Source organism: Amycolatopsis sp. NPDC000009, from assembly GCF_055563465.1.
In genome coordinates this window covers 134,693-159,080 of sequence record NZ_JBVHDI010000009.1, presented here as the reverse complement: position 1 = coordinate 159,080, position 24,388 = coordinate 134,693, and the positions used below count along the sequence as shown (strand labels likewise).

Sequence of the window (24,388 nt, the reverse complement as noted above, 5' to 3'; positions counted from 1 at the left end):
CCTCCGGTGGCGGAACGGGGCCTGACGCGTCCAATGTGACATTGGGGACGTTGAGCGTCCCCAATGCCACATTGGAGACATCGCGAGCAGACCCGAAAAGAGAGCAAGGGACCTTTAGTGCCGCTAGCTTTCCTAGCGTCGCTAGCCTCGCGTTCATCGGAGCGAGCACGGATTCGTCTGGCACTCTCGAACACAGTGGACAGTTCCCAGCGGAAGGAATCCCGTTGACCTCGCAGAACGAACCCACCGGCCTCACGCTCGAGCAGAAGGCCTCTCTGCTGTCGGGCCGCGACTTCTGGCACACCGAGGCGATCGAGGCCGCGGGGATCCCGTCGATCATGCTCTCCGACGGCCCGCACGGCCTGCGGCGGCAGGACAGCGAGGCCGACAATCTCGGCGTGCACGACAGCGTGTCCGCCACCTGCTTCCCGCCGTCGGTCGCGGTGGGTTCCAGCTGGGATCCCGACGTCGCCGCGCGGATCGGTGCGGCGATCGGCCGGGAAGCCCGCGCGGCCGGGGTGTCGGTGGTGCTGGGCCCCGGCGTGAACATCAAGCGGTCCCCGTTGTGCGGCCGCAACTTCGAGTACTACTCCGAAGACCCGTTGCTGAGCGGGGTGCTCGCCAGCGCCTACGTGCGGGCCATGCAGGCCGAAGGCGTGGGCGCGTCACTGAAGCATTTCGCGGCCAACAACCAGGAGACCGACCGGATGCGGGTCAGCGTGGAGGTCGACGAACGGACCCTGCGCGAAATCTACTTCCCGGCGTTCGAGCGGGTCGTCACCGAGGCACACCCCGCGACCGTGATGTGTTCGTACAACCGGGTCAACGGCGTCTACGCCGCTCAGAACCGACGGCTGCTCACCGAAGTCCTGCGCGACGAATGGGGTTTCGACGGTGCCGTCGTGTCGGATTGGGGCGCGGTGAACGATCGGGTCGCCGCGCTCGCGGCCGGGCTGGACCTGGAGATGCCGGGAACCGGCGGCAGCGGCGACGCCGAGATCGTGGCGGCTGTCCGGAGCGGGGAGCTGGACGAAACCGTCGTCGACCGAAGTGTCGGCCGCCTTCTCGCCCTCATCGACAGGGCGGTGCCGTCGGGTGGCGACGTCGATCCCGACGAGCAGCACCGGTTGGCGAAAGAGGTCGCCGCCGACTGCGCCGTCCTGCTGAAGAACGACCGCGGCACGTTGCCCCTGGCCACGCGATCGGCGGTGGCGATCATCGGCGAGTTCGCCGCGAATCCCCGCTTCCAGGGCGGCGGCAGCTCTCACGTCAATCCGACCCGGGTCGACACCGCGCTCGACGCGATCCGGGCACTCGGGGAATCCGTGACCTACACGAGCGGCCTGGACGGCAACGCCATCGAGATCACCCGTGAGGCCGACGTCGCGGTGGTCTTCGCGGGTCTGGGCGAAAGGGACGAGTCCGAGGGCTTCGACCGGGACACCATCGATCTCCCCGCGGCGCAGGTCGAGCTCATCAAGGCGGTCGCGGCGGCCAGCAAGCACACCGTGGTCGTCCTTTCCCACGGCGGCGTGGTGTCGCTGGAGGGCTGGCACGACGACGTCGACGCCATTCTCGACGGCTGGCTCCTGGGGCAGGCAGGCGGCAGCGCGCTCGCCGATCTGCTCTTCGGGGTCACCAACCCATCGGGGCACCTCGCCGAGAGCATTCCGTTGCGTTTGCAGGACAACCCCAGCTATCTCAACTTCCCCGGCGAGTCCGGCCACGTCCGGTACGGCGAAGGGGTCATGGTCGGCTATCGCTACTACGAAACCGCCGAGGTCGCGGTCCGCTACCCGTTCGGCCACGGCCTGTCCTACACGACCTTCGAGACCACCGGCCTGACGGTCACGGCGACGGGCGACGACTCCGCCACGGTCGCGGTGAACGTCACCAACACCGGAACCCGCGCCGGTAAACACGTCGTCCAGGTCTACGTCGCCACCGACGCCGCTCCCGTTCGCAGCCCGGCACGGGAGCTCCGCGCGTTCACCAAGATCTCCCTCGAACCGGGCGAGACCCGGCGGGTCGAGCTCACCCTCGATCGCCGCGCTTTCGCCTGGTACGACATCGGATTGAGCCGCTGGGTGGTCTCGCCTGGTGACTACACCGTCCAAATCGGTCGGAGCGCCGCGCAGATCGTCGCCGAAGCGCCCATCATGCTGGCCGGCGACCTCATCATCCCGGTCCTGTCGATCGACTCGACGGTCAAGGAGTGGTTCGGTCACCCGATCGTGGGTCCGGAGCTCGGTGAACTGCTCGCCGCGAACCTGACCGACCGTCAGAGCAAACAGGCCCGCGACAACGCGGACTGGATGCGCATGGTCGCCTCGATGCCGATGCGCCAATTCACCAAACTCATGGCCTACCGAGGTGTCGAGCTGCCCACCGACGCGTTGCCACGATTGATCGAACTGAGCAAGGGCTGACCCCGTCGAATCGATTCGACTCGCACTATCATCGGCTGATGGTCACCATCGCAGACGTCGCCCGGGCGGCCGGGGTCTCCCCCAGCACCGTGTCCTACGTGCTGTCCGGACGACGTTCGATCTCGGAGGACACCCGCCGCCGTGTCCAGCACAGCATCACCGAACTCGGTTACCACCCGAACGCGGGCGCCCGCGCGTTGGCCAGCAGCCGCACCAACGTGCTCGCGCTCGTCGTCCCGCTGCGGACGGACCTGAACGTCCCGGTGGTCATGCAGTTCGTCGCGGCCACCGTCACCGAGGCACGCACGTACGACCACGACGTACTCCTGCTGACCAAGAACGAAGGCCCGGACGGACTGCGCCGGATAGCGGCGTCCGCCATCGCGGACGCGCTGATCGTGATGGACGTCGAGACCTCCGAGCCCCGGCTGCCGGTGCTGAGATCCTTGCACCGGCCGGTGGTGCTGATCGGCGTCCCCTCCGACCCCGGCGACCTGACCTGCGTCGATCTCGACTTCACCGCCGCCGGCTCCGCGAGCGTCACGCATCTGGCCGACCTCGGTCATCGCGAGATCGCGCTGATCGGCCCCTCCCCGGCGGTCTACAAACGCGGCACGAGCTACGCGGGACGCTTCCTGCGCGGCTTCCGCCAGACGGCCACGAAACGCAAGGTGCGCGCCGGCTCGTTCCCGTGCGCGCCTTCCTACGACGCGCTGCGCGCCTGCCTCGACGACGTGTTCGCCCAGCATCCCGGCGTCACCGGCCTGGTCGTGCACAACGAGGCCATCCTCGGCCCGTTGCTGTCCGAACTGAACCGTCGCGGCAAACAGGTTCCCCAGGACATCTCGGTACTGGCCGTCTGCCCGGAGGACATGGCCGAGGCGCAGTCGGTCCAGCTCACGTCGATCGCCATCCCCGCCGCGGAACTCGGCAGCCTCGCCGTCGAGATGGCGATGCGCCACCTCGACGACGGAGGCCAGGCCGAGGTCCGGCTGCTGTCGCCCCGCCTGACCGAGCGAGGCAGCACGGGCCCGGCGCCTTCTCATTGAGGGGTAACCACTGGCTCGGAGGGGGCTTTCGCGACACTCAGGCGGGCGCCCCAGATGACCCAGCGCGGCCTTCCGCCGGGGAGACCGCACCGCGAATCGTCAACGCGCTTCCCGTCGCCACGATCGTCTCGTCGCCCCCGGGAAACGCCACCTGCCATACCTCGGGTGCGGAATCGACGTCGATGTGGACGCTTTCGCCCTCCCTGCGCGTGCGGAACGTCGAGTCGCCGACGGTGGTCGTGATCCTGGCGCCGTCTTCGAGCCGGTACGGCCGCAGCGTGACGCCGTCGGCGTAGTCGTAATCCGGCCGGTCGTCGACGGCACCCAGCGGCAGCACGGTGTTGGGACGCACGAGCAGCGGGACGGTGAGCATGTCGCAGACCTTGGTCACCCACCGCGGCCCCTCGATCTCCTCGCCGGTGAAGAAGTCGGTCCACACCCCGTCCGGCACGTAGTAGGTCACCTCGCCCTCGTCCGAGAACACCGGTGCCACCAGGAGCGAGTCGCCGAGCATGTACTGCCGCTCCAGGTGGGCGCAGGCCGGATCGGTGGGGAACTCCAGCGCCATCGCCCGCATCATCGGCGTGCCCTCGGCCGCCGCCTGTTCCGCCGCGTGCCACAGGTACGGCATCAGCCGTGCCTTGAGCTTGGAGAACACCCGCAGGACGTCGACGGCCTCCTCATCGAACAGCCAGGGCACGCGGTAGGACGAACTGCCGTGCAACCTGCTGTGCGAGGACAGCATCCCGAACGCGATCCAGCGTTTGAACAGCGCCGGATCCGGGGTGCCTTCGAAGCCGCCGATGTCGTGGCTCCAGTACCCGAAGCCGGACAGGCCCAGGGAAAGGCCGCCACGCAGGCTCTCGGCCATCGACTCGTACGTCGACTCGCAATCGCCTCCCCAATGCACCGGGAACTGTTGCGAACCGGCGGTCGCCGAGCGCGCGAACACGACCGCTTCGCCCTCCCCGCGCCGTTCGCGGAGCACGTCGAACACTGTCTTGTTGTAGAGATAGGTGTAGTAGTTGTGCATGCGTTCGGGGTCTGACCCGTCGAAGTAGACGACGTCCGTCGGCACCCGCTCGCCGAAGTCGGTCTTGAAACAGTCCACGCCTTGTTCGAGCAGAGCGTCCAATTTGGCCGCGTACCACGCACGCGCCGCGGGGTTGGTGAAGTCGACCAGCGCCATTCCCGGCTGCCAGAGATCCCACTGCCACACGTCGCCGTTCGGTTTCCGCAGCAGGTATCCGCCCGCGACGCCCTCGGCGAACAGCGGCGATCGCTGCGCCACGTACGGGTTGATCCACACCGAGATCCGCAGGTCCCGCGCTTTCAGCCGCTCCAGCATGCCGACGGGGTCCGGGAACGTCCGCGGGTCCCATTCGAAGTCGCACCAGTTGAATTCGCGCATCCAGAAGCAGTCGAAATGGAACACGCTCAGCGGCAGATCGCGTTCGATCATGCCGTCGACGAACCCCGAGACGGTCTCCTCGTCGTAGGAGGTGGTGAACGACGTCGACAGCCACAGCCCGAACGACCACGCGGGCGGGAGCGCCGGTTTGCCGGTCAGCGCCGTGTACTTGCGCAGGATCTCCTTCGGGCTCGGCCCGTAGATCACGTAGTACTCCAGGGACTGGCCCACGACGCTGAACTGCACCCGCGACACCGCTTCGGAGGCGACCTCGAAGGAAACGTGCCCCGGATGGTCGACGAACACGCCGTAACCGGCGTTGGTCAGGTAGAACGGGACGTTCTTGTAGGCCTGTTCGCTGCTCGTGCCGGCGTCGGCGTTCCAGATGTCGACGACCTGCCCGTTGCGCACCAAGGGCCCGAACCGCTCGCCGAGCCCGTAGACCTGGGTCCCCACACCGAGGTCCAGCTGGTCGCGGACATGATGCTCGCCGTCGAGGCTCATGAAGCCCATGCCCTTGGCCCCGCTGGTGGTGAGCACCTTGCCGTCCGCGACGAAGTCGACCTTCCACCCCTCACCGCGGTGGAGGCGCACCGACAACGCGCCCGTCGTGAGCGTGTGCCCGTCCTCGGAGATCTTCGCCTCCTCGTCGACGGCCGACAGCTCGAAGCGGGGTTCTTGCGGCAGGCCGCCCTCGAAATGCGTGACGCTCACCCCGATCACGTCCGGCATCGGCGAGGAGAACCCGACCGTCACCACCGGCCCCTTCAACAGGTCTCCACGGTGGCGGACGGGATGGGTCGGCGCGTGCACCACGATCCGGTCGTCCCCCGCGGTGAGGTCGTACACCTCCACCGGATGCGCCGCCTGTACCCCGTCGCGCAGCAGCCAATAGCCGTTGCTGAACTTCATTTGACCGCCCCTGCCGTGATGCCACGTGTCAACGTCCGCTGGAAGATCAGGAAGAAGGCGATCGCCGGGATGACCCCGAGCAACGCCGAGGCACTGGTCATGGTCGCGTCCATCATCCGCTGGCCCTGCAACACACCCAGCGCGACCGGGACGGTCTGGGTGTCGTTGGAGATGAGCAGGATCAGCGGCAGGAAGAACTCGTTCCACGTCCAGATGAAGAAGAACACGAACAGCACGCCGAGGGTCGGCCTGCTGATCGGCACCACGACGCGCACCAGGGTCTGCCATTTGTTCGCGCCGTCGAGATAGGCGGCCTCGAGCAGCTCGTGCGGGAATCCGACGAACGTCGAGGACAGCAGGTAGGTGCCGAACGCGGCCTGGATGATGGTGAAGATGATGATCACGCCGAGCTGGGTGTCGTAAAGACCGGTCTCGTTGGCGAGGAAGTACAGCGGGTACGCCAGCGCTTCCTGCGGCAGCGTGTTCGCGATGAGGAAGGCGACCAGGATCCATGTCCTGCCGCGGACCCGTCCGATGCCCAGCGCGTAGGCGTTCAGCACCGAGATCACCACCGCGAGCACCGCGACCGACCCGCTGATCACGACGCTGTTGAGCAGTTTCTGCCCGAACCCGACCCGGACCCAGAAGTCGATCAGCCCCTGCAGGTACACCCCGTCCGGAAAGGACAACGGGCCGTCCGCCGCGTACTCGGCCGGGGATTTCAGCGCGTTCAGCGCCACGACCAGGAACGGCGCCAGCATCACGACCGCGAGAACGATCAACGACCAGAGCGTCATGTGCCGTTTCACGCGTGCTCACCCCGCTTCTGGACCCGGAGGAACACCGTGGTGAGCACGAGGATCAGCACCGTGAGCACGGTCGCGATCGCCGCGCCGTAGCCGACCTGCGTCTTCTCGAAGAAGTTCTGGAACGAGTAGTACGACGGCACGTTGGTGGACCCTCCCGGGCCTCCCCTGGTCAGCACGTAGATCGGCCCGAACACCTTCAACGCGGCGATCGTGCAGGTCAGCAGGACCACGAAGACCTCGGGCCGCAGCTGCGGCACGGTCACATGCCAGAACCGGCCCCACCACGACGCGCCGTCCAGCTCCGCCGCCTCGTGCAGAGAAGGATCGGCACGCTGCATCCCGGCCATGAAGATGACCACCGGATAGCCGACCTGGATCCACACCATCACGCCCATCACGCTCCACAGCGCGAGATCCGGGTCGCCCAGCCAGTTCTGGGCGAGCGAGCCGAGCCCGACGGCGGAGAGGAGCTCGTTGACCGCGCCCTCGGGCGCGAGGATCCAGCTCCACACGATGCCGGCGACCGCGATCGGCAGCACCTGCGGCAGGTAGACGCAGGCTCGCAGCACGCTGGCCGCCCGCGTCCCGAACCGTTTGGCCACGAAATCGAACAGCGCGGCCGCGATCACCAGCCCCACCACGGTCGGCACGATGGCCATCGCCACGACGAGCCCGAGGTTGTGGCGGAACGACGCCCAGAAGACGTCGTCCGCGAACAACCGCCGGTAGTTCTCCAGTCCTGTCCACTTCGGATCGCCGGCACCGGACCACTGGGTGAAGCTGATACCGATGTTCATCGCGAACGGCACCAGGATCACCGCGATCAGCAGCACCGCGCCGGGGATCAGGAAGAGCAGGTAGTTTCCCCGTCCCCTGGTCATTTGCCGACGTTCGCCAGGTTCTCCTCGTACGGCTTGGCGAGCTCGTCGAGCACCTGCGACGGCTGGGCGCTGGAGGTGATGAGCTTCTGCGTCGCCGAGACGTGGACGTCGTAGTACCCGGGCGCGGGCCAGTCGGGATAGAACGCGAGCTTGTCCTGTGTGGACAGAGCGGTGAAGTCTTCCACCAGATCCTTGAGCCGCGGCTCGGACGGTGGCGTGGAACCGTTCACCACCGGGACACCGCCTGCCTCACGCAGCTTGTCCTGGACGGGCTGGGACATCGTGATCGCGATGAAGTCGAGCGCGAGGTCGCGGTTCTTCGCTCCCTTGGGGATGACCCACATGTTGCCCGCGGAACCCGAGGTCATCCCCGGCCACGGCACCGAACCCCACTGGAAGTCCTTGATGCTCTGCACCAGCCTGCCGTACCACCAGCTGCCGCTGATCATGATCGGGTATTTGCCCTGCATGAACGACATGCCCATGGCCTCGGCGTCGACGCCGGCGGCATCCTTGCTGATGTAGCCCTTCCGCACCCAGTCGGCGAAGGTCGTCGCGCCGTAGGTCCACGCGGCGTCGTGGAAATCCACCTTGCCGGTGTAGCGCTGGTAGCGGTCCACCCAGCCGCGGTCGGCCTTGGTGAGGGCGAGCTGGTAGAGGACCTGATGCGCCGGGTACTCGGAGCCGCCGACGGCCAGCGGGGTGACCCCGGCCCCGGCGAATTTGGCCATTGCGGCGGTCAGCTGCTCGATGGTCCTCGGCTCTTCGAGACCCTGCTGCGCGAACATGTCCTTGTTGTAGAAGATCTTCACGTACTCGGCGTAGTTCGGGACGCCGTACCAGTTGCCGGATCCCATCACGCCGTTCTCGTCGTAACGAGCGGTGGTCTGGAGCGCCGGGGTGAGCTGCTTGTCCCAGCCGCGTTTGGCGACCTCTTCGCTGATGTCGGTCAGCAAGCCCTGTTTGGACAGCAGCCCCGCGGTGGCGTTCCCCTTGTTGTACTCCAGGATGTCCGGCGCGTCGCCCGAATTGAGCACCATCGGCGCCGTCTTCTGGATCTGCTCGAACCCCTTCTCCTCGAAGGCGACCTTGACCCCGGGATGGCTCGCTTCGAACTGCTTGATCGCCTCGGCCCAGGCGACGCCCATCGCGCTGTCCGGCGCCTCGTAGTGCCACAACTTCAGGGTTTTCGGGTCACCGCTGCCGGATCCGGACCCGCAGCCCGCGACGGCCAGCATGGCGACCATGGCGGCGGCCAGCACTCGCTTCGACATCAGAGGTCCCTCCAGAGAAGTCGGTGATACCCGCCTGCCATCGTGGCCTCCTTCGGAATCCGCGGTGACCCGAACTGTCGAAGCGCTTCGATGGACACGATAGGACCGCGCGCCCGGTCAGCACAACGTCTTGACCGGGCGCGCTCCCACCTCTACTGTCAGGGCCTTTTCACCAGGCCTGTGAGTGTGCGTGGAGGCGTAACTCGCGAGTTACGCCTCCAAGCACGCGAGTTACGGCTCTGGCCACGCGAGTTACGGGTCGAACCGCACGGGGTGGTCCGCGACCGGAGTGGGGTCGAGGGTGCCGCTGCGGGCGAAGGACGTCCAGACCGAGCGGAGGGCGGTGCCGAAAGCGTCGACCTCGGGCCACGGAACCGTGCCGAGCATCGGGCTGTCCTGCCAGGCCCGCTCGGTGCCGAGCAGCAGCGGCAGTTCCAGGCAGTGGGTGGCGCCGAACTCCGACCCTTCGGGCCGCCAGTCGAGCCGGTACGACCAGACGCCGGCACCGGCCGAGCGCAGGCGGTCGCCGAAAGCGGCCAGAGGTTCGGCGTAGATCTCGTCGGTGCCCGCGGCGCCGGGGAACGCGGTCATGTCGTCGGCGTTCCAGCCGTACAGCACGTCGAGGTCACGCACGTTGTCCGTGAAGGACGCCTTCTCCGGCGTGTCCACCGGAACGAACGCCGGTCCCATCGGATCGCCGGTGAGCCGCAGGTTGGTCAGCGCGGTTTCCTTGTGCGCGGCGAGGATTTCCGGGATTCCGGCGGTGTGCGGGTCGGTGCCGAGCGCGTCGGCGAACACCTGACCGAGTTTCGCCGCGTGCTCGGGCGGCCGGGTGGCGAGGCCGAGCGGCGCGCTCTGCAGGATCGCCCGCCGGAACAGGCCGCGAGCCTCGGGCAGGTCCATCAGGAGGCGGATGGAGATGCCGCCCGCGGACTGGCCGGCGACCGTCACGTTCTCCGGATCCCCGCCGTAGGCCGCGATGTTGGCCCGCACCCAGCGCAGCGCCTCGACCTGGTCGGCCAGCCCGAGGTTGCCGGGGCTGACGCCGTCCAGGTACAGGTAGCCCAGCGCGCCGAGCCGGTAGTTGACGCCGACCACCACCACGTCGCCTTCGGCCGCCAGCGCGCCGCCGTCGTACCAGTCGAGCAACCCGCCACCGCTGGAGAAACCGCCTCCGTGCAGCCACACCAGCACCGGCCTGCGTCCGTCGTCCAGGCCCGGAGTGGTGACCGTCAAGTTGAGACAGTCCTCGCCCTGCGGGAGCCGATCGCGCGGCGGACCCATCACGCGGTCCAGCCGGGACGGCGGCTGCGGGCTGATCTCCCCGCTCGATGGCGCCTGCTCCGAAACGGCGACCGGCGGCGCGAACCGCGCCGCTATGGCATAGCGAATCGGTCCGGTTCGGACAATCGTGGTCATACGCACCTCGCGGGTAGGATCGGCTGGTGATCTTGCCTCGCCTGCTGGACGGTCGACTGAAGTTCCGCCACCTCGTCCTGCTCGACGCGCTGGCCAGGCAGGGCACCGTGGTCGGGGCCGCCGCCGAGCTGCACGTGACGCAGCCGGTGGCGACCCGAAGTCTGCACGAACTCGAAGAGATCCTCGACGTGCGGTTGTTCGAACGCGGCCCGCGCGGCATCACCCCGACCGTGTTCGGCGAGGCGTTCACCGGCCACGCCCGCGCGGTGCTCGCCCAGCTCGAACAGGCCGGGCGGCACGTCGCCGAGCTGGCCGACGCCGAACGCGGCACGGTGGTGGTCGGCACCCATCTCGCGGGGTCGAACATGCTGCTGCCGCGCGCGATCGCGGCGATCAAGACCGAGCGGCCGTATCTGACCATCGTGGTCCGGGAAGGCTCTCCCGAAGCCCTGCTGGTCGAGCTGGAGGCGGGCCGGGTCGACCTGATCATCGGCAGGCTGACGGCGCCTTCGGACGAGCGGATCGAACGGCGCAAGCTGTACGACGAGTCGGTGGATCTGGTGGTGCGCACCGCGCATCCACTGGCGGGCGCGACCGGCGTCGAGCTGGCCGATCTCGCGGAGTACCCGTGGATCCTCCCCGGCGCGGAGACCGCGTTGCGCCGCGAGCTGGAGCAGTTGTTCACCCGCAACGGTTTCCCGCTCCCCGCGAACCGGGTGGAGACCACCTCGTTCCTCACCGTGCGGCAGTTGCTGCTGGAGACCGACGTGATCGCCGCGCTGCCCAGCCTGATCACCAAGGACGACCCCAGGATCACCAGGATCGGGCTGGCGCTGGAACCCATCGGCCACAGCGTGGGGCTCACCCTGCCCGCCCAGCGCACGCTCAGCCCGTCGGTGGACGCGCTGATCCGCAGCCTGACCGACGTCGCCACCGGAATGTCCGATTAGGACGGTCACGACAGGGACAGGAAGCGTTCGGCGTTCCCGCTGGTGATCAGCCGCCGCTCGGACTCGCTCAGGAAACCGCTCTTCCGCACCACCTCGCCGACCGGACGTTCGCCGAGCGGGTACGGGTAGTCGCTGCCGACCATCACCCGCTCGGGGCCGAGCGTGTCCACGAGCAGCCGCAGCGCGCGCTCGTCGAAGACCACCGAGTCGACGTGGAACCGGTCGAGGTAGTGCGACGGCGGGAACTCCGAGGTGCCGATCACGTCGTTCCGCCGATGCCACGCGTTCTCCATCCGGCCGAGCCAGAACGCGAACGACCCGCCACCGTGGGCGAAGCAGATCTTCAGGCTCGGATCGATTCGGTCGAAGACCCCGCCGAGCACCAGCGCGAGGATCGACAGATGCGTTTCGGCGGGCATCGCGGTCAGCCATCGCGCCATCCACCGGTCGAGCCGGGGCGAATCGGCCATGTCCCACGGGTGCACGAACACCGGGACCCCGAGCGACGCGCAGTGCTGCAGGAAGGTCTCCACCCCGGCGCTGTCGAGGTCCTGGTCGCCGACGTGGTTGCCGATCTCCACCCCGCGATGCCCCGCGGCGAGGCAACGCTCCAGTTCGCGGCACGCCGCGTCGGTGTCCTGCAACGGAACCTGGCAGAACGGGATCAGCCGGTCCGGCGCCGGCGCGACGATCTCCAGCGCCAGGTCGTTGAAGATCCGGGCGATCCGGCCCGCCTGCTCGGCGGTCCGGCCGTAGTTGAAGAACGCGGGCGTCGGGGAGACCACTTGGGTGCGCACGCCGTCGGCGTCCATGTCCAGCAGCCGGGTCTCCGCGTTCCAGCAGTCCGCACCGATCCGGCGGAACTCCTTCTCCCCCATCATGATCATCGCCTCGGTCTCGGTCTCCGCACGCAGCCACGGCGCGTCCGGCCCGGCGTCCGCGCGCAGATCCGGCCAGCCGTTCGGCACGTAATGCGTGTGGATGTCGATCAGGCCGGTCATCTCAGCCCTTCCCGGGGTGGAGGGCACCGCAGCCGCCGCAGGTACGGGCCTGCTCGTCGCCGTAGAAGGCGGTGAAGACCGGCGGCAGATCCTCGACGATGTCGCGCACCTGGAGTTCCACCTCGTGCACCAGTGCGTCGCATTCGAGGCAGTACCACTGGAACTTCTCCAGCGTGCCCTCTTCACGGACGCGTTCGATGACCAGGCCGATCGATTCGGCTTCCGGGCGCTGCGGCGAGTGCGGGATGTCGCCCGGCAGCAGCCACGTGTCCCCCTCGGAGATGCGGATGGTCTTCTGGCCCTCGTCGGTCATGATGTTCACGTGCATGTTGCCCTTGAGCTGGTAGAACCATTCCTCGTAGGGGTCGACGTGGAAGTCGGTGCGCTGGTTCGGCCCGCCGACGACCTGCACGATGAAGTCCTTGCCGAGCGCCATGGTCCGGTTGTTCACCGGCGGCTTGAGCAGATGCTCGTGCTCGGCGATCCATGCCCGGAAATTGACGACCTCGGGAATGCCGGTCATCGCGGAACCTCCGTGTCTTTCGGTAGATGAGCGATCGCCTGGATTTCGATCAGCAGATGCGGATGCGGCAGCTGATGCACCGCGACCGTCGTGCGGGCAGGGCCCGTTTCGTCGAAGTACTCGCCGTAGATCTCGTTGTAGCCGCCGAAATCGTTCATCGAAACCAGGAAGGTGGTGATCTGCGTGATGTCGGTGAGGTCGGCGCCGACCTCGTGCAGGATGCCTCGGATGTTCTCGATCACCGCGCGGGTCTGCGCCCGGATGTCCAGGTTCGTGGTGCCGAGTTCGTCCACCTCGACACCGGCGAACGTGTTGTCCGGACGACGGGAGCTGGTACCGGACACGAAGACCAGGTCTCCGGCGACCTTCACATGAGGGAACCTGCCCCGCGGCTTGGCCAGCCCGGAGATGACCCGCCCGCTCATGCCAGCCCCCGCACCGAGACCCGGCCGAGCCCGGCGATGTGCGCCTCGGCGACGCCGGGCGCGAACGGCACCGCTTCGGTCGCCGCCCCGGCCAGCACCACCTGCCCGGCCCGCAGCGGGATGTCCCGTTTCCGGCACAGCTCGACCAGCGCGTGCAGCGCGCGCACCGGATCGCCGAGGATCGCCGACGTCGAGCCGATCACCTCGCGGTCCCCGGAGCGCAGCCGCACCGCCCGGTTCGCCGCCTCGCCGAACGCGCGCCACGGGCCGAGCACGAACCCGGCGGCCGAGGTGTTGTCCGCGACCACGTCGGTGTGGGTGAACCGGAAATCCCGGTACCGGGAGTCGATGATCTCGATCGCCGGCGCCATCGCGTCCACGGCGGACTCCACGTCGAACGAGGGGTCGTCGAGGCCGATATCGCGGGCCAGTCGATAGGCGATCTCCGGTTCCACCTTGGGGTGGATGAAGCCCGCCAGCGAAACCTCGCCGCCGTCGGCTACCCGCATCGCGTCGGTGAGCCTGCCGGCGATCACTTCGGACACGCCCATCTGCGCCATCTTCGCCTTGCTGGTCAGCCCCAGCTTCACGCCGAGCACCCGCTCGCCACGGCCCTCCCGGCGGGCCACGAGCGCGGCCTGGATCGCGTACGCGTCGGCGATGTCGAACTCGTGGTCGTCGGCGAGGCTCGGCGTGTCCGCACGCGACGTCTGCGCGGTGTCCAGCCGTTCGGCGAGCGCCGAGATCTCCGCGATGGCCATCATGTGCCGCTCCGTACCAGGTCGAGTGCGATGTCCACGATCATGTCCTCCTGCCCGCCGACCAGCTTCCGCCTGCCGACCTCGGTGAGAATCCGCCGGGTGTCCAGTCCGTAGCGGGCGGCTGCGCGTTCGGCGTGCAGCAGGAAGCTCGAGTACACCCCGGCGTACCCGAGGGTCAGCGTCTCCCGGTCCACCTGGACCGGCCGCTCCCGCAGCGGGCGGACCAGGTCGTCCGCCGCGTCCTGCAATGCGAACAGGTCCGCGCCGTGTTCCCAGCCGAGCAGGTCGGCGACCGCGACGAACGGTTCGGCCGGGCAGTTGCCCGCCCCCGCGCCCTGCCCGGCCAGCGCGACGTCCACCCGGTAGGCGCCGTGCTCGACCGCGGTCACGCCGTTCGCCACCGAAAGGGAGAGGTTCTCGTGCGCGTGGATGCCGATCTCGGTCTGCGGGCCGAGCACCTGCCGGTACGCGTCGATCCGGTCGGCGACCCCGTTCATCGTCAACCGGCCGCCGGAATCGGTGACGTACACGCAATGCGCGCCGTAGGACTCCATCAGCCTGGCCTGTTCGGCGAGCGCGGCCGGCGTGGAGAGGTGGCTCATCATCAGGAATCCGGACACGTCCATGCCGTGCTCGCGAGCCCAGGCGATGTGCTGCGCGGCCACGTCGGCCTCGGTGCAGTGGGTGGCGATCCGCACGCTGCGCACCCCGAGGTCGCGGACGCGGCGCAGCTGGCCGATGGTGCCGATACCGGGCAGCAGCAACGTGGTCAGCGTGGCGTTCTCGATCACCTCCGCGGCCGCGGTGATCCACTCTTCGTCGGTGTGGGCGCCGAATCCGTAGGTCGCGCTGGAGCCGCCGATCCCGTCGCCATGGGCGACCTCGATCGCCGCCACCCCGGCCTTGTCCACGGCGGACACGATCCGCCGGACCTGGTCCACTGTGTACGCGTGCCCCATCGCGTGCATGCCGTCGCGCAAGGTCACGTCCTGGAGGTAGACCTTCATGCGAGCCATCCCCTCAATTCGGCGATCCGCTCGGCCGTGCGCAGCGCCGCCGAGGTCATGATGTCGAGATTTCCCGCGTAGTCCGGCAGATAGTGGGCCGCGCCGAGCACTTCGAGGAACACCGAGACCTTGAGCCCGGAGATCTCCCGGCCGAGCTCGGGCACCCACTGCCGGGACACCGGGTCGAACTGCACTTCCTGTTTCAGGGTGTAGCCCGGCACGTACTCGCGCACGCGGTCGGCCATCTGCCGGACCGACGCCGCGATCTTCTCCTGGTCCGGCTCGCCCTCGACCAGGCAGTACACCGTGTCCCGCATGACGATCGGCGGGTCGGCCGGGTTCAGCACGATGATCGCCTTGCCCATCGCCGCGCCGCCGACCTCGCGGATCGCGGCCGCGGTGGTCTCGGTGAACTCGTCGATGTTCGCCCTGGTGCCCGGCCCCGCCGAGCGGGACGAGATCGACGCGACGATCTCCGCGTACGCGACCGGGGCGACCGAGGACACCGCCGCCACGATCGGGATCGTGGCCTGTCCGCCGCAGGTCACCATGTTCACGTTCGGCGCGGAGAGGTGCTCGTCCAGGTTCACCGGCGGCACCACGAACGGGCCGAGCGCGGCCGGGGTCAGGTCGATCATCAGCTTGCCGTGCGCCTCGGCCACCTCGGCGTGTCGCCGGTGCGCGCCGGCGGAGGTCGCGTCGAAGATCACCCGCACGCCGGCGAACTCCGGTAGCGCGGCGAGGCCGTCGATACCGTCGTGGGTGGTGGCCACCTTGAGCCTGGCGGCCCTGGCCAGGCCGTCCGACGCTGGGTCGATACCCGCCATCGCGGCCATCCGCAGCGTCTTCGACAACCGCAGCACCTTGATCATCAGATCGGTACCGATGTTGCCGGAGCCGATGACGGCGACCGGAACCGTTGCTGTCACTGAATCTCCTCCTCGATCACCGCGTCGACCTCGCCGAGTCCGTCCAGCCGCAACCGGAACCGGCCCGCCCCCGTGACCGGCACCATCGGACCGAGCGCCCCGGACATCACCACGTCGCCGGCGCGCAACGGCTGCTCGCGAGCGGCCAGCTCTCGGGCCAGCCAGGCGACCGCGGCCACCGGCGACCCGAGGCAGGCGTGGCCCGCACCGAACGACACCGGCTCACCGTCCAGCTCCAACGTCATCCCGGTCGCGGCGAGATCCCGGCCGGTCAGCGCGATCGGGGTGCAGCCCAGTACCACCGCGCCGCTGGACGCGTTGTCCGCCACCGTGTCCACGATGGAGAGATCCCAGGCGCCGATCCGCGAGTCGACGATCTCGATCGCGGGCAGCACGAACTCGGTCGCCCGCAGCACGTCCGCGACCGATGCGCCCGGCACGTCCAGGTCGCGGCCGAGCACGAACGCGATCTCGCCTTCCGCGCGAGGTTGCAGGAACCGCCGGTACGGGACGGGTTCGGTGTGCGCGTACAGCATGTCGTCGAACAGCACGCCGAAGTCCGGCTGATACACGCCGAACTGCCGCTGCACCGAAGGCGCGGTCAGCCCGATCTTCGCCCCGGCCACCCTGGCGCCTGCCTCGACCCGCTGGTCACGCAGCCTGCGCTGCACCGCGTAGGCCGCGTCAACGTCCTGTGCGCCGAGGAATTCCCGCACCGGCGGGCAGGGGGTGGCGGTGCTCGCCGCGGTCGCGAGCCGGGCCGCGGCCGCATCGATCGCCGCGGTCACAGCCGCACGCACACATTCGTCGGCTCGGTGTAGAAGTGCAGCGAAGAGGCGCCGCCCTCCCGGCCGATCCCGGAAAGCCCCATCCCGCCGAACGGCGAGCGCAGGTCACGCAGGAACCAGGTGTTCACCCACGACATGCCGACGTGCATGGCCTGCGCGACCCGGTGTCCCCGGCGCAGGTCCTGGGTCCACACCGACGACGCGAGCCCGTATTCGGTGTCGTTGGCCAGCGCGATCGCCTCGTCCTCGGTGTCGAACGGGATCAGCGCGGCCACCGGGCCGAAAATCTCCTCGCGCACCGGCCGGTCCTCGTTGGTCAGGCCGGCCCACAGGGTCGGCTCCAGCCACGAGCCGCCGTCGAGTTCCGGACCGAGCTCGGGAATCCCGCCGCCGGTCAGGGTTTTGGCGCCGGCCTTCTCCGCCAGCGCGAGGTAGTCCAGCACCTTGCGCCGGTGCTCCGGCGAGATCAGCGGACCGGTGGTGGTCCGCTCCGCCGACGGGTCGCCGAGCCGCAGGCTGCGAGCCCGCTCCACCAGCCCGGCCGCCACGTCCTCGAACACCGAGCGCTGCACGTACACCCGCTCGGTGCACAGGCACACCTGCCCGGTGTTCGCGAACACCGACCGGGTCAGCCCGGCGAGCGTCTCGTCGAGATCCGCGTCCTCGAACACGATGGCGGCGTTCTTCCCGCCGAGTTCGAACGACACCGGCCGGACCCGGGGCGCGACCGTGCGCATCACCTGGGTTCCGGTGGCCGACGAGCCGGTGAACGTCACCCCGTCGATGCCGGGATGCTCTGTCAGGTACTGCCCCGCCGAATCGCCGCCGAACCCGTGCACCACGTTGTAGGCGCCCGCTGGCAAGCCGACTTCGGCCAGCACCTCGGCCAACAGGGTCGCGGTCGACGGGGTCTGATCACTCGGCTTGACCACGACCGCGTTGCCGCAGCCGAGCGCGGGCGCGACCTTCCAGGTCAGCAACAGCAGCGGGAGGTTCCACGGCACGATCACCGCGACCACGCCGAGCGGCTTGCGCACCGCGTAGTTCAGCGCCTGCGCCCCGCCGGGCAGATCGGTGACGAACGATTCCTGGCCGGCGGCCGCGATCACGTCGGCGAACGTGCGGAAGTTCGCCACCGCGCGGGCCACGTCCAGTTCGCGGGCCTGCGTGATCGGCTTTCCGGTGTCCGCGACCTCGGCCGCGACGAACTCCTCGAACCGGGCCTCTATCCGGTCGGCCGCCCGGCGCAGCAACGCGGTCCGCTCCCTGACCGGAGTCTCCGCCCAGCCGTTGTGCAACGCCGCGCGGGCGCCTGTGACCGCGCGGTGCACCAAGTCCCGGCCGGCCTCGTGCACCCGGGCGAACTCCGCGCCCGTCGCCGGATCGACCGCCGGGAACCCCGGCCCGTCGGGCTCGGCGAACTCACCGTCCACGAAGTTGCGGATCCACCGCGCTGGCTCTGTCATGCCGTTCACTCTGTCCGGCCGCGCCATGCGGAACAAATGCGTATCTGCTCGCCAGCCATGCCCATACGCACATATCGAAACCGGCCCGCTCACGTGATCAGACGGACATCTCGCGTGATCAGATGGACGACACGCGTGATCAGGCGGACAACACGCGGCGCGAGCCGACGTCACGTGTGTCGTCCGGCCAATCACACGTGTCGTCCATCTGATCACGCGTGTCGTCCATCCAGTACCGGCGAGGTATACCGGTTCAGGCATAGGAGACCGGCGATTCGGCATTTGTGGCCTATGCCTCACGGTGTCAGGCTTCTGCCCAATCGCCAGCAGCCGCGATCGGCTGTCGCCCGAGTCGATTGGGTTTTCGCAGATGAACGCACCCGCGCCCCGCAAGATCGCCGCCGCCACGCTCGCCGGGACCACCCTCGAGTGGTACGACTTCTTCCTCTACGGCACCGCGTCCGCGCTGATCTTCAACAAACAGTTCTTCCCCTCGCTGAGTCCCACGGTCGGCACCCTCGCCGCCTTCAGCACCTTCGCCGTCGGGTTCATCGCCCGCCCGCTCGGCGGGCTGGTGTTCGGGCACTTCGGCGACCGGATCGGCCGCAAGTCCACGCTGGTGGTGTCGCTGATGCTGATGGGCGTCGGCTCCACGTTGATCGGGTTGATCCCGAACTACGAGTCGATCGGCATCTGGGCGCCGATCCTGCTGGTCGCGATGCGGATCGTGCAGGGCATCGGGCTCGGCGGCGAAGGCGCGGGAGCGACCCTGATGTCGATGGAACACGCGCCCGCCGGCCAACGGAACCGGTACGCCGGATTCCCGCAGATGGGCACCCCGGCCGGATTGGTGCTGGCGAATCTGCTGTTCCTCGGCAGCAGCGCGGTGATGCCCGCGAGCGCGTTCGCCGCGTGGGGGTGGCGGATCCCGTTCCTCCTGAGCTTCGTGCTGGTCGCGATCGGACTGATGATCCGGCTGAAGATCACCGAATCACCGTCGTTCACGCAGGCGGCCCGCAACGACAAGGTGGTCCGGTTCCCGCTCGGCGAGGCATTCAAGGTCGGCTTCGGCAGGCTGGCGCTGACCCTGCTGGTCGGCGTGGCGAACTCGGCGGTCGCCTACGTCTTCATGGTCTTCACCCTGTCCTACGGAACCCAGAACCTCCATTACGACCGGCAGTTCCTGATCCTGTCGGTGACCGGATCCGCGGTGCTGTGGTTCGCCACCATCCCGATCTGGACCCGGATCGCCGACCGTCACGGCAGGCGCACCATGTTCGTCGCCGGTTCGGCCGCGCTCCTGCTGTGGTGCCTCGCGTTCTTCCCGTTGCTGAACACCGGCACCACCGGGCTCGCGATGCTCGCGCTGGCGGGTATGGGCCTGGTCGTCCCGATCACCCACTGCGTGCAGGGCGCCATCATCGCGGACACCTTCCCGGTCAACGTCCGGTTCTCCGGTATGTCGCTGCTGCTTCAGGGCGGCGCGATCCTCGGCGGCGGACTCGCTCCGATGATCGCCACCGCCGTGCTCAACGCCACCGGCTCGACCGCCGGCATCACTGGGTACCTGGCCGCGATCTGCGGCGTCAGCATGATCAGCGCGATGGTCCTGTTCCGCCTGGTCCCCTCCCAGTCCACAATGGACGTTACTCGCGGACCGGACGCCGTTCCGCTGTCCGTGAACACCGGCCCGGCCGGGCTCGACGATCGTTAGAGTCCGTTTCATGCCGGTCACCACGCGCACGGTCGAGTACCCCGCCGACGGATTGACGATGGTCGGGCACCTGGCACTCCCGGCCGGTGCCGACCGCCGTCCCGCGGTCCTGATCGGGCCGGAAGGAACGGGACTGAACGATTTCCAGCGTCGCCGGGCCGACGCCCTCGCCGAGTTGGGATACGTGGCGCTGGCCTTCGACTTCAACGGCGGGCGCTGGTTCTCGGACCCCGAGGAGATGCTGGCGTACGTGATGCCGCTGCTCGCCGACCCGGCGCGGATGCGGGAGATCGGCCACGCGGCCCTCGACGTGCTGCGGTCGGAGCCGCGGGCCGACCCGGACCGGATCGCCGCCATCGGATACGGCACCGGCGGCGCGATCGCGCTGGAACTCGGCCGCGACGGCGTCGACCTTCGCGCGATCGGAACGATCAACGCGGTGACCACGGGACGGCCGGGCGAAGCGGCGCGTATCCGCTGCCCGGTCTGGGCCGGGGTCGGCTCGGAAGACCCGATCATGCCACCCGCGCAGCGGGAGGCGTTCACCGCCGAAATGCAGGAGGCGGGCGTCGACTGGCGGCTCGTGGTCTACGGCGGCGCCCTGCACGCCTTCCATCACCCCACGGTCGACCAAGCCGTGCTCCCGGGCGTCGGTCATCACCCGCGCCACGCGGAACGAGCGTGGCACGACGTCGTCGCCCTGCTCGCCGAATGCGTGCCCGTCGTCAGCCCAGCTTGAGCCATCCCAGCGCCAGCGCGACGACGAAGCCGCTCGCCAAGACGACGAGGACGCCGATGAAGATCAGCCAGGCGACCGGCATCGCTTTGGAGGGCATCGGCTGTGGATGCGAGAGTCCGGACGTCTGAGCCGAATCCGGCGGTGTGGCGCCCGGCGAAACGCCGCCTCCTGGTTCGAGGTCGGGAGTCTTCTCAGGGTCCGGGTCGGGCGGCTGCGCTGTCATCGCCGGTGCTCCTTCGGTCGGTGTCACCGTTCGGATACCCGAACGACGGCGACGGAACCCTGTCAGCCGAGCTGGGGAACGTCGTTCGGGAAGCTGATGGGCAGCTGGTACATCCCGCGGGCGGTGCGGCCGCCCCCGAGCCAGCCGTGGAAGTGGATATGGCCGTCGACGATGTCGGCCCCACCCGGCGCGTCGACCTTGCCCCCGAGGAGATCGGTGGACAGGAACGGCGCACCGGCTTTCACGAACGGTCCGCTGAGCGAGGGCGCGGACGCATATCCCGTGTGGTAGCCGGAACTCTGGAACGTGTCGGCGGAGTAGAACAGCAGGTACCGGCTCGGCGTCTTCACCACCGACGGTGCCTCGACGACCGCGTTCTCCGACGTGAGATCGGCGCGCAGCAGCTCGATCCGCGGGCCGTCGAATGTCCGCCCGTCGGCGAGCAGTTTCTGCGACCAGATCGCGGCCGGAGGACCGACCGCCGCGCCGTCACTCTTGTAGAGCAGGTACCGCGAGCCGTCAGAGTCCACAAAGGTCTGCGGGTCGATGTCGCCGCCGTCGCCGGGGACGCAGATCAGTGGACCGTCACCGGCAGGCGTGTACGGCCCTTCGGCCTTCGCGGCGGTCGCGACGCCGATGCACATCTCCCCTCCGGGAGCGACCGCCGCCGAAAAGTAGAGCAGGAACGTGCCGTCGGGAAGCCGGGTCACATCGGGGGCCCAGAACCCGCCGTCGGGTTTCGCCCACTTGGGTACGGCCGCGAGGGCGTCGCCGGCCATCCGCCATGGACCTTCCGGCGCCGGAGCGTGCGCGTACGGCATCTTCACCGCGCCCGTGCTCGTGGAGAAGGCGAGGTAACCGGAGTCGGTCTTGACGATGTCGGGGTCCGGGAAGTCCTGTCCGATCAGCAGTCTCGGCGTACCAATGGCGAACGCCGGAGGCGCGGTGAGGAGTGTCGTGGCGACGGCGAGAGTCACGAGGCGGTGAATGAACTTCATGACCGATTCTGTGGACGGGAGGACGCGGTCGGCAGTGTCGCCGGGGTCCTGCCACCGGGAAGCGTGTACTTCGTCGTTCACCCGGTGCCGCGGGATTCATCCGCGCGTCTTCGGGTAGTCGGCGTGGCGCTCCTTGTGGTGACGGACCACGGCGACGGGGCAGGGCGCGTGGTGGACCATGGCGCGGCTGACCGAGCCCAGCAGAGCTCGGCGCAGCGGCCCGCGTCCATGACTGCCGACGACGAGCAGCGTGGCACCTTCGGCCTGCTCCGCCAGCGCATGAGCGGGCCGGTCGACCGCGATCACCCGGTGCACGGGGACGTCCGGATACCGTTCCCGATATCCGGCCAGGGATTCGTCGAGCAGGGGCTTTCCCCGTTCCTCGATGAGCTCCCTGTCGTGCTCGGTAGGAGTCACCGCCATCGCTTCGAGCGGGAGGTCGGACCAGACATGCAAGGCCACCAGCACGCAGTCGTGCCGGTCGGCGAAGTCGTAGGCGAACCCGATGGCCTCCCTGCTGGTCTCGGAGCCGTCGACGCCGACCACGACCGTTCGGTCGCCCTCCGCCGCCGGTTCGTCGCCGGTGCGCACGACCACGATGGGCCGGTGGTAGTCGTGCAGGAGTTCGTTGGCCGTCGAGCCGACCAGGAGCCTGGGCAGCGCGGTGAGCCCCGACGAACCGATGACCAGCAGCTCCGCGTTCTCCGCGGCGCGGGCCAGCTCGTCGGGTGCGCGGCCGGACAACAGCCGCGTCGAAACGGCCAGACCCGGCCATGCACGGCGGCATTCCTGCGCGATGTCGCCGAGCATGGCCTCGGCGTGCCGCTGCGCCGTCTCCTGACCTGCTTCGAGAAACCCCGGCCGCGGCCAGGCCCCGCCGCCTGGGAGCGCCTCGGGCACGGGCGGGAAGCCGACGACGTGGGCGACGACCAATCCGCGGCCGCGGTCGGCTGCTTCCCCGGCCGCCCAGCGCACGGCCTTCCGTGCTTCTTCGGAGCCGTCGTAGCCCGCGACGACCGCTCCCTTGTCCATGGTGGATTCCGATGATGACATCACTGCTCACGTCCTGCCCGGCCTCGGCAACCCCATGAATACCACGTTCGGCGGTCACCGAAACCTCGCTCAGGGCCAATGCGATGCCACCAGACCGAGCAGCACCGGATCGGGCCGCCCGACCGCGCGGGCCAGCTGCCGGCCCGGGACGCGGGCAAGGATCCGGAGACTGCGGAGCACGCCCTGTACCGCTGAGGCACCGGCCGCCGGCCCGTGTTGCGAAAGCCACTTTCGGGACGTCAGACGTTGCGAAAGTGGCTTTCGCAACACGCCTCGACCATGGGCACCTAGCGGCACGTCAGCGGGCGTTGAAGAACTCGCCCGCGCGTCCTTCAATGTTGCGAAAGTGGCGTTCGCAACCTGCCATCCGCCGGTCGGCGAACGCGCGATACCTGACTGAAGACATCACCTCGACGTGCCCCTTGCGCAGCAGAAGCACGGGTCGAACACCTCCTGCCTACCGCGTACCCACGAGCGGACCGGGCAGGCCCGCTCGTCAGGCGAGTGCCGTGATCAGCCCGATCGCCAGCGCGGTCCGTTCCGGGATGTGCCGCACGAGGATGTGTTCGTCGCGCGCGTGGGCGCCGCCTCCGACGGCGCCGAGCCCGTCGAGCACCGGGCGGCCCAGCGCGGACACGAAGTTGCCGTCGCTCGCACCGCCCACCGCGGTCTCCTCCAGCTGCCAGCCCTCGTCGGCGGCCACTTTCCGCGCGGTCGCGAACAGCGCCCGCGACGGGTCGTTCGGTGTCATCGGCGGTCGATTCCACTCCCCTTCGACCGAGACGGTCACGCGAGGATCGGTGGCTTCCAGACCGGCGAACACCTTGTCGATCCGGTCCATTTCGGACGGTTCGGCGACACGGACGTCGACGCCACAGCCGGCACCGCCCGCCGTGACGTTACGACCGGTCCCGCCGGAGATCGTGCCGACGTTGACCGTGGTCCCGAGTTCGCGCGAGCCCGCGGACGCCAGCTGCCCGACGATCTCGGCGAGGGCGTGGATCGCGCTCGCACCCGCATACGGGTCCAGGCCCGCATGCGCCTCGACGCCGGCGGCGGTCACGTCGAACAGGCCGACGCCCTTGCGCGCGGTCTTCAGCTTGCCGCCCAGCGACGCCTCGAAGACGAGGGTGGCCAGCGCGCCTTCACTGGCCGCTTCGATGTACGGCCGCGAGTGGGGGCTGCCGATCTCCTCGTCGCCGTTGAAGAGGAATTTGACCGACGGATGCGGAAGGCCGAGTTCGCGGAGGCCTCGCAGAGCCCAGACCGACTGCACCAGACCGAGTTTCATGTCGAACGCGCCCGGCCCGGTGACGCGGCCGTCGTCGTCGGTGTACGGCCAGCCGGCGAGCGTGCCGGTCGGCCAGACCGTGTCGTAGTGACTCAGCAACAGAACCGATCCCGGCGCCGTACCCGCATAGCTCAGTTCGAGCACGTCGCCGCGGACCGTGTCGGTGTGACGAGCCTCGGTTTCGGGCGCGCCGAGCCGGTCGAACACCCAGGACCGGATGGTGTCGAGTCCTTTGTCCAACATCGGCTTGTCGTAGCTGTGCGTCTCCAGTTCGACGATCGTCCGCAGATCGTCGAGCATGGCCGGCCGTGCCTGGCGGGACCAATCCGTGTGTGA

At 68.8% G+C, this 24,388-nt stretch carries 23 protein-coding genes; 5 read left to right on the top strand and 18 right to left on the bottom strand.

Annotated features, from left to right (window positions below):
- Window positions 1-224: 224 nt before the first annotated feature.
- Together ACZ3HL_RS24260 and ACZ3HL_RS24255 are read left to right on the top strand one after the other, a co-directional pair.
- Entirely contained in the window at window positions 225-2,429 is a 2,205-nt protein-coding gene (locus ACZ3HL_RS24260) for a glycoside hydrolase family 3 C-terminal domain-containing protein (RefSeq protein ID WP_465533881.1), read from the top strand.
- A gap of 38 nt (window positions 2,430-2,467) precedes the next feature.
- On the top strand, window positions 2,468-3,478 hold the full coding sequence (locus ACZ3HL_RS24255; RefSeq protein ID WP_465533879.1) for a LacI family DNA-binding transcriptional regulator: 1,011 nt from the start codon (window positions 2,468-2,470) through the stop codon (window positions 3,476-3,478).
- Window positions 3,479-3,515: 37 nt separating this feature from the next.
- Here ACZ3HL_RS24255 and yicI read toward each other — a convergent pair whose 3' ends face one another.
- The 5 genes from yicI to ACZ3HL_RS24230 form a co-directional block, all read right to left on the bottom strand.
- A complete protein-coding gene (yicI, locus tag ACZ3HL_RS24250; protein ID WP_465533877.1) occupies window positions 3,516-5,801 on the bottom strand; it encodes an alpha-xylosidase in 2,286 nt (761 codons plus the stop codon).
- Entirely contained in the window at window positions 5,798-6,610 is an 813-nt protein-coding gene (locus tag ACZ3HL_RS24245; RefSeq protein WP_465533875.1) for a carbohydrate ABC transporter permease, read from the bottom strand. The genes yicI and ACZ3HL_RS24245 overlap by 4 nt, the downstream gene beginning before the upstream one ends.
- Window positions 6,607-7,491, bottom strand: coding sequence for a carbohydrate ABC transporter permease (locus ACZ3HL_RS24240; RefSeq protein ID WP_465411269.1), 885 nt, complete (start codon window positions 7,489-7,491; stop codon window positions 6,607-6,609). The genes ACZ3HL_RS24245 and ACZ3HL_RS24240 overlap by 4 nt, the downstream gene beginning before the upstream one ends.
- On the bottom strand, window positions 7,488-8,765 hold the full coding sequence (locus ACZ3HL_RS24235; protein WP_465533873.1) for an ABC transporter substrate-binding protein: 1,278 nt from the start codon (window positions 8,763-8,765) through the stop codon (window positions 7,488-7,490). The genes ACZ3HL_RS24240 and ACZ3HL_RS24235 overlap by 4 nt, the downstream gene beginning before the upstream one ends.
- Window positions 8,766-9,017: 252 nt before the next feature.
- Window positions 9,018-10,184: a carboxylesterase family protein gene (locus ACZ3HL_RS24230; RefSeq protein ID WP_465533871.1), complete on the bottom strand. Its 1,167-nt coding sequence runs from the start codon at window positions 10,182-10,184 to the stop codon at window positions 9,018-9,020.
- 26 nt (window positions 10,185-10,210) lie between these two features.
- On the opposite strand from ACZ3HL_RS24230, the gene ACZ3HL_RS24225 reads away from it, so the two are divergent.
- Complete coding sequence (locus ACZ3HL_RS24225) at window positions 10,211-11,134, top strand: LysR substrate-binding domain-containing protein (RefSeq protein WP_465411272.1); 924 nt, start codon at window positions 10,211-10,213, stop codon at window positions 11,132-11,134.
- Window positions 11,135-11,139: 5 nt separating this feature from the next.
- Here the strand turns inward: ACZ3HL_RS24225 and ACZ3HL_RS24220 are convergent, their stop codons facing one another.
- Genes ACZ3HL_RS24220 through ACZ3HL_RS24185 form a run of 8 tightly spaced genes read right to left on the bottom strand, consistent with a single transcriptional unit; the run spans window position 11,140 to window position 18,034 of the window.
- The gene (locus ACZ3HL_RS24220) at window positions 11,140-12,135 is read right to left on the bottom strand and encodes an amidohydrolase family protein (protein ID WP_465533869.1); all 996 of its coding nucleotides are present in this window, start codon (window positions 12,133-12,135) and stop codon (window positions 11,140-11,142) included.
- Window position 12,136: 1 nt separating this feature from the next.
- Complete coding sequence (locus tag ACZ3HL_RS24215) at window positions 12,137-12,658, bottom strand: 3-hydroxyanthranilate 3,4-dioxygenase (RefSeq protein ID WP_465533867.1); 522 nt, start codon at window positions 12,656-12,658, stop codon at window positions 12,137-12,139.
- A complete protein-coding gene (locus ACZ3HL_RS24210) occupies window positions 12,655-13,083 on the bottom strand; it encodes a RidA family protein (RefSeq protein ID WP_465411275.1) in 429 nt (142 codons plus the stop codon). The genes ACZ3HL_RS24215 and ACZ3HL_RS24210 overlap by 4 nt, the downstream gene beginning before the upstream one ends.
- Window positions 13,080-13,847 (bottom strand): 2-keto-4-pentenoate hydratase, encoded by a 768-nt coding sequence (locus ACZ3HL_RS24205; RefSeq protein WP_465533865.1) that lies wholly within the window; start codon window positions 13,845-13,847, stop codon window positions 13,080-13,082. The genes ACZ3HL_RS24210 and ACZ3HL_RS24205 overlap by 4 nt, the downstream gene beginning before the upstream one ends.
- Window positions 13,844-14,851 carry a 4-hydroxy-2-oxovalerate aldolase gene (dmpG, locus tag ACZ3HL_RS24200; RefSeq protein ID WP_465533863.1) on the bottom strand — a complete coding sequence of 336 codons (1,008 nt, stop codon included), beginning with the start codon at window positions 14,849-14,851 and terminating at the stop codon, window positions 13,844-13,846. The genes ACZ3HL_RS24205 and dmpG overlap by 4 nt, the downstream gene beginning before the upstream one ends.
- Window positions 14,848-15,780 (bottom strand): acetaldehyde dehydrogenase (acetylating), encoded by a 933-nt coding sequence (locus tag ACZ3HL_RS24195; protein ID WP_465533861.1) that lies wholly within the window; start codon window positions 15,778-15,780, stop codon window positions 14,848-14,850. Before ACZ3HL_RS24195 ends, dmpG begins: the two co-directional genes overlap by 4 nt.
- The gene (locus tag ACZ3HL_RS24190) at window positions 15,777-16,568 is read right to left on the bottom strand and encodes a 2-keto-4-pentenoate hydratase (protein ID WP_465533859.1); all 792 of its coding nucleotides are present in this window, start codon (window positions 16,566-16,568) and stop codon (window positions 15,777-15,779) included. Before ACZ3HL_RS24190 ends, ACZ3HL_RS24195 begins: the two co-directional genes overlap by 4 nt.
- On the bottom strand, window positions 16,565-18,034 hold the full coding sequence (locus tag ACZ3HL_RS24185; protein WP_465533858.1) for a 2-hydroxymuconic semialdehyde dehydrogenase: 1,470 nt from the start codon (window positions 18,032-18,034) through the stop codon (window positions 16,565-16,567). The genes ACZ3HL_RS24190 and ACZ3HL_RS24185 overlap by 4 nt, the downstream gene beginning before the upstream one ends.
- A gap of 370 nt (window positions 18,035-18,404) precedes the next feature.
- Here ACZ3HL_RS24185 and ACZ3HL_RS24180 point away from each other — a divergent pair, with 370 nt between their 5' ends.
- Window positions 18,405-19,748: an MFS transporter gene (locus tag ACZ3HL_RS24180; RefSeq protein WP_465533856.1), complete on the top strand. Its 1,344-nt coding sequence runs from the start codon at window positions 18,405-18,407 to the stop codon at window positions 19,746-19,748.
- Between the two features lie 10 nt (window positions 19,749-19,758).
- On the top strand, window positions 19,759-20,487 hold the full coding sequence (locus tag ACZ3HL_RS24175) for a dienelactone hydrolase family protein (RefSeq protein WP_465533854.1): 729 nt from the start codon (window positions 19,759-19,761) through the stop codon (window positions 20,485-20,487).
- On the opposite strand, the gene ACZ3HL_RS24170 is transcribed toward ACZ3HL_RS24175, so the two are convergent.
- The 5 genes from ACZ3HL_RS24170 to ACZ3HL_RS24150 form a co-directional block, all read right to left on the bottom strand.
- A complete protein-coding gene (locus ACZ3HL_RS24170) occupies window positions 20,474-20,710 on the bottom strand; it encodes a DUF6480 family protein (protein WP_457954410.1) in 237 nt (78 codons plus the stop codon). The two genes, ACZ3HL_RS24175 and ACZ3HL_RS24170, sit on opposite strands and share 14 nt — an antisense overlap.
- A gap of 62 nt (window positions 20,711-20,772) precedes the next feature.
- On the bottom strand, window positions 20,773-21,708 hold the full coding sequence (locus ACZ3HL_RS24165) for a glycoside hydrolase family 43 protein (RefSeq protein ID WP_465533851.1): 936 nt from the start codon (window positions 21,706-21,708) through the stop codon (window positions 20,773-20,775).
- A gap of 96 nt (window positions 21,709-21,804) precedes the next feature.
- Window positions 21,805-22,740 carry a universal stress protein gene (locus ACZ3HL_RS24160; RefSeq protein ID WP_465411285.1) on the bottom strand — a complete coding sequence of 312 codons (936 nt, stop codon included), beginning with the start codon at window positions 22,738-22,740 and terminating at the stop codon, window positions 21,805-21,807.
- Between the two features lie 319 nt (window positions 22,741-23,059).
- A complete protein-coding gene (locus ACZ3HL_RS24155) occupies window positions 23,060-23,200 on the bottom strand; it encodes a hypothetical protein (RefSeq protein ID WP_465533849.1) in 141 nt (46 codons plus the stop codon).
- Between the two features lie 57 nt (window positions 23,201-23,257).
- A complete protein-coding gene (locus ACZ3HL_RS24150) occupies window positions 23,258-24,352 on the bottom strand; it encodes a M20 family metallopeptidase (RefSeq protein ID WP_465534046.1) in 1,095 nt (364 codons plus the stop codon).
- Between the last annotated feature and the right edge of the window lie 36 nt (window positions 24,353-24,388).

What these genes read in the sequence shown, in the direction of transcription:
- ACZ3HL_RS24240 (WP_465411269.1), bottom strand. Translation starts at nt 7,491, where the DNA reads ATGACCAGGGGACGGGGAAACTACCTGCTCTTCCTGATCCCCGGCGCG.
- ACZ3HL_RS24150 (WP_465534046.1), bottom strand. Translation starts at nt 24,352, where the DNA reads ATGCTCGACGATCTGCGGACGATCGTCGAACTGGAGACGCACAGCTAC.
- ACZ3HL_RS24230 (WP_465533871.1), bottom strand. Translation starts at nt 10,184, where the DNA reads ATGACCACGATTGTCCGAACCGGACCGATTCGCTATGCCATAGCGGCG.
- ACZ3HL_RS24170 (WP_457954410.1), bottom strand. Translation starts at nt 20,710, where the DNA reads ATGACAGCGCAGCCGCCCGACCCGGACCCTGAGAAGACTCCCGACCTC.
- ACZ3HL_RS24205 (WP_465533865.1), bottom strand. Translation starts at nt 13,847, where the DNA reads ATGATGGCCATCGCGGAGATCTCGGCGCTCGCCGAACGGCTGGACACC.
- ACZ3HL_RS24165 (WP_465533851.1), bottom strand. Translation starts at nt 21,708, where the DNA reads ATGAAGTTCATTCACCGCCTCGTGACTCTCGCCGTCGCCACGACACTC.
- ACZ3HL_RS24185 (WP_465533858.1), bottom strand. Translation starts at nt 18,034, where the DNA reads ATGACAGAGCCAGCGCGGTGGATCCGCAACTTCGTGGACGGTGAGTTC.
- ACZ3HL_RS24255 (WP_465533879.1), top strand. Translation starts at nt 2,468, where the DNA reads ATGGTCACCATCGCAGACGTCGCCCGGGCGGCCGGGGTCTCCCCCAGC.
- ACZ3HL_RS24210 (WP_465411275.1), bottom strand. Translation starts at nt 13,083, where the DNA reads ATGAGCGGGCGGGTCATCTCCGGGCTGGCCAAGCCGCGGGGCAGGTTC.
- yicI (WP_465533877.1), bottom strand. Translation starts at nt 5,801, where the DNA reads ATGAAGTTCAGCAACGGCTATTGGCTGCTGCGCGACGGGGTACAGGCG.
- ACZ3HL_RS24160 (WP_465411285.1), bottom strand. Translation starts at nt 22,740, where the DNA reads ATGGACAAGGGAGCGGTCGTCGCGGGCTACGACGGCTCCGAAGAAGCA.
- ACZ3HL_RS24235 (WP_465533873.1), bottom strand. Translation starts at nt 8,765, where the DNA reads ATGTCGAAGCGAGTGCTGGCCGCCGCCATGGTCGCCATGCTGGCCGTC.
- dmpG (WP_465533863.1), bottom strand. Translation starts at nt 14,851, where the DNA reads ATGAAGGTCTACCTCCAGGACGTGACCTTGCGCGACGGCATGCACGCG.
- ACZ3HL_RS24220 (WP_465533869.1), bottom strand. Translation starts at nt 12,135, where the DNA reads ATGACCGGCCTGATCGACATCCACACGCATTACGTGCCGAACGGCTGG.
- ACZ3HL_RS24175 (WP_465533854.1), top strand. Translation starts at nt 19,759, where the DNA reads ATGCCGGTCACCACGCGCACGGTCGAGTACCCCGCCGACGGATTGACG.
- ACZ3HL_RS24180 (WP_465533856.1), top strand. Translation starts at nt 18,405, where the DNA reads ATGAACGCACCCGCGCCCCGCAAGATCGCCGCCGCCACGCTCGCCGGG.
- ACZ3HL_RS24215 (WP_465533867.1), bottom strand. Translation starts at nt 12,658, where the DNA reads ATGACCGGCATTCCCGAGGTCGTCAATTTCCGGGCATGGATCGCCGAG.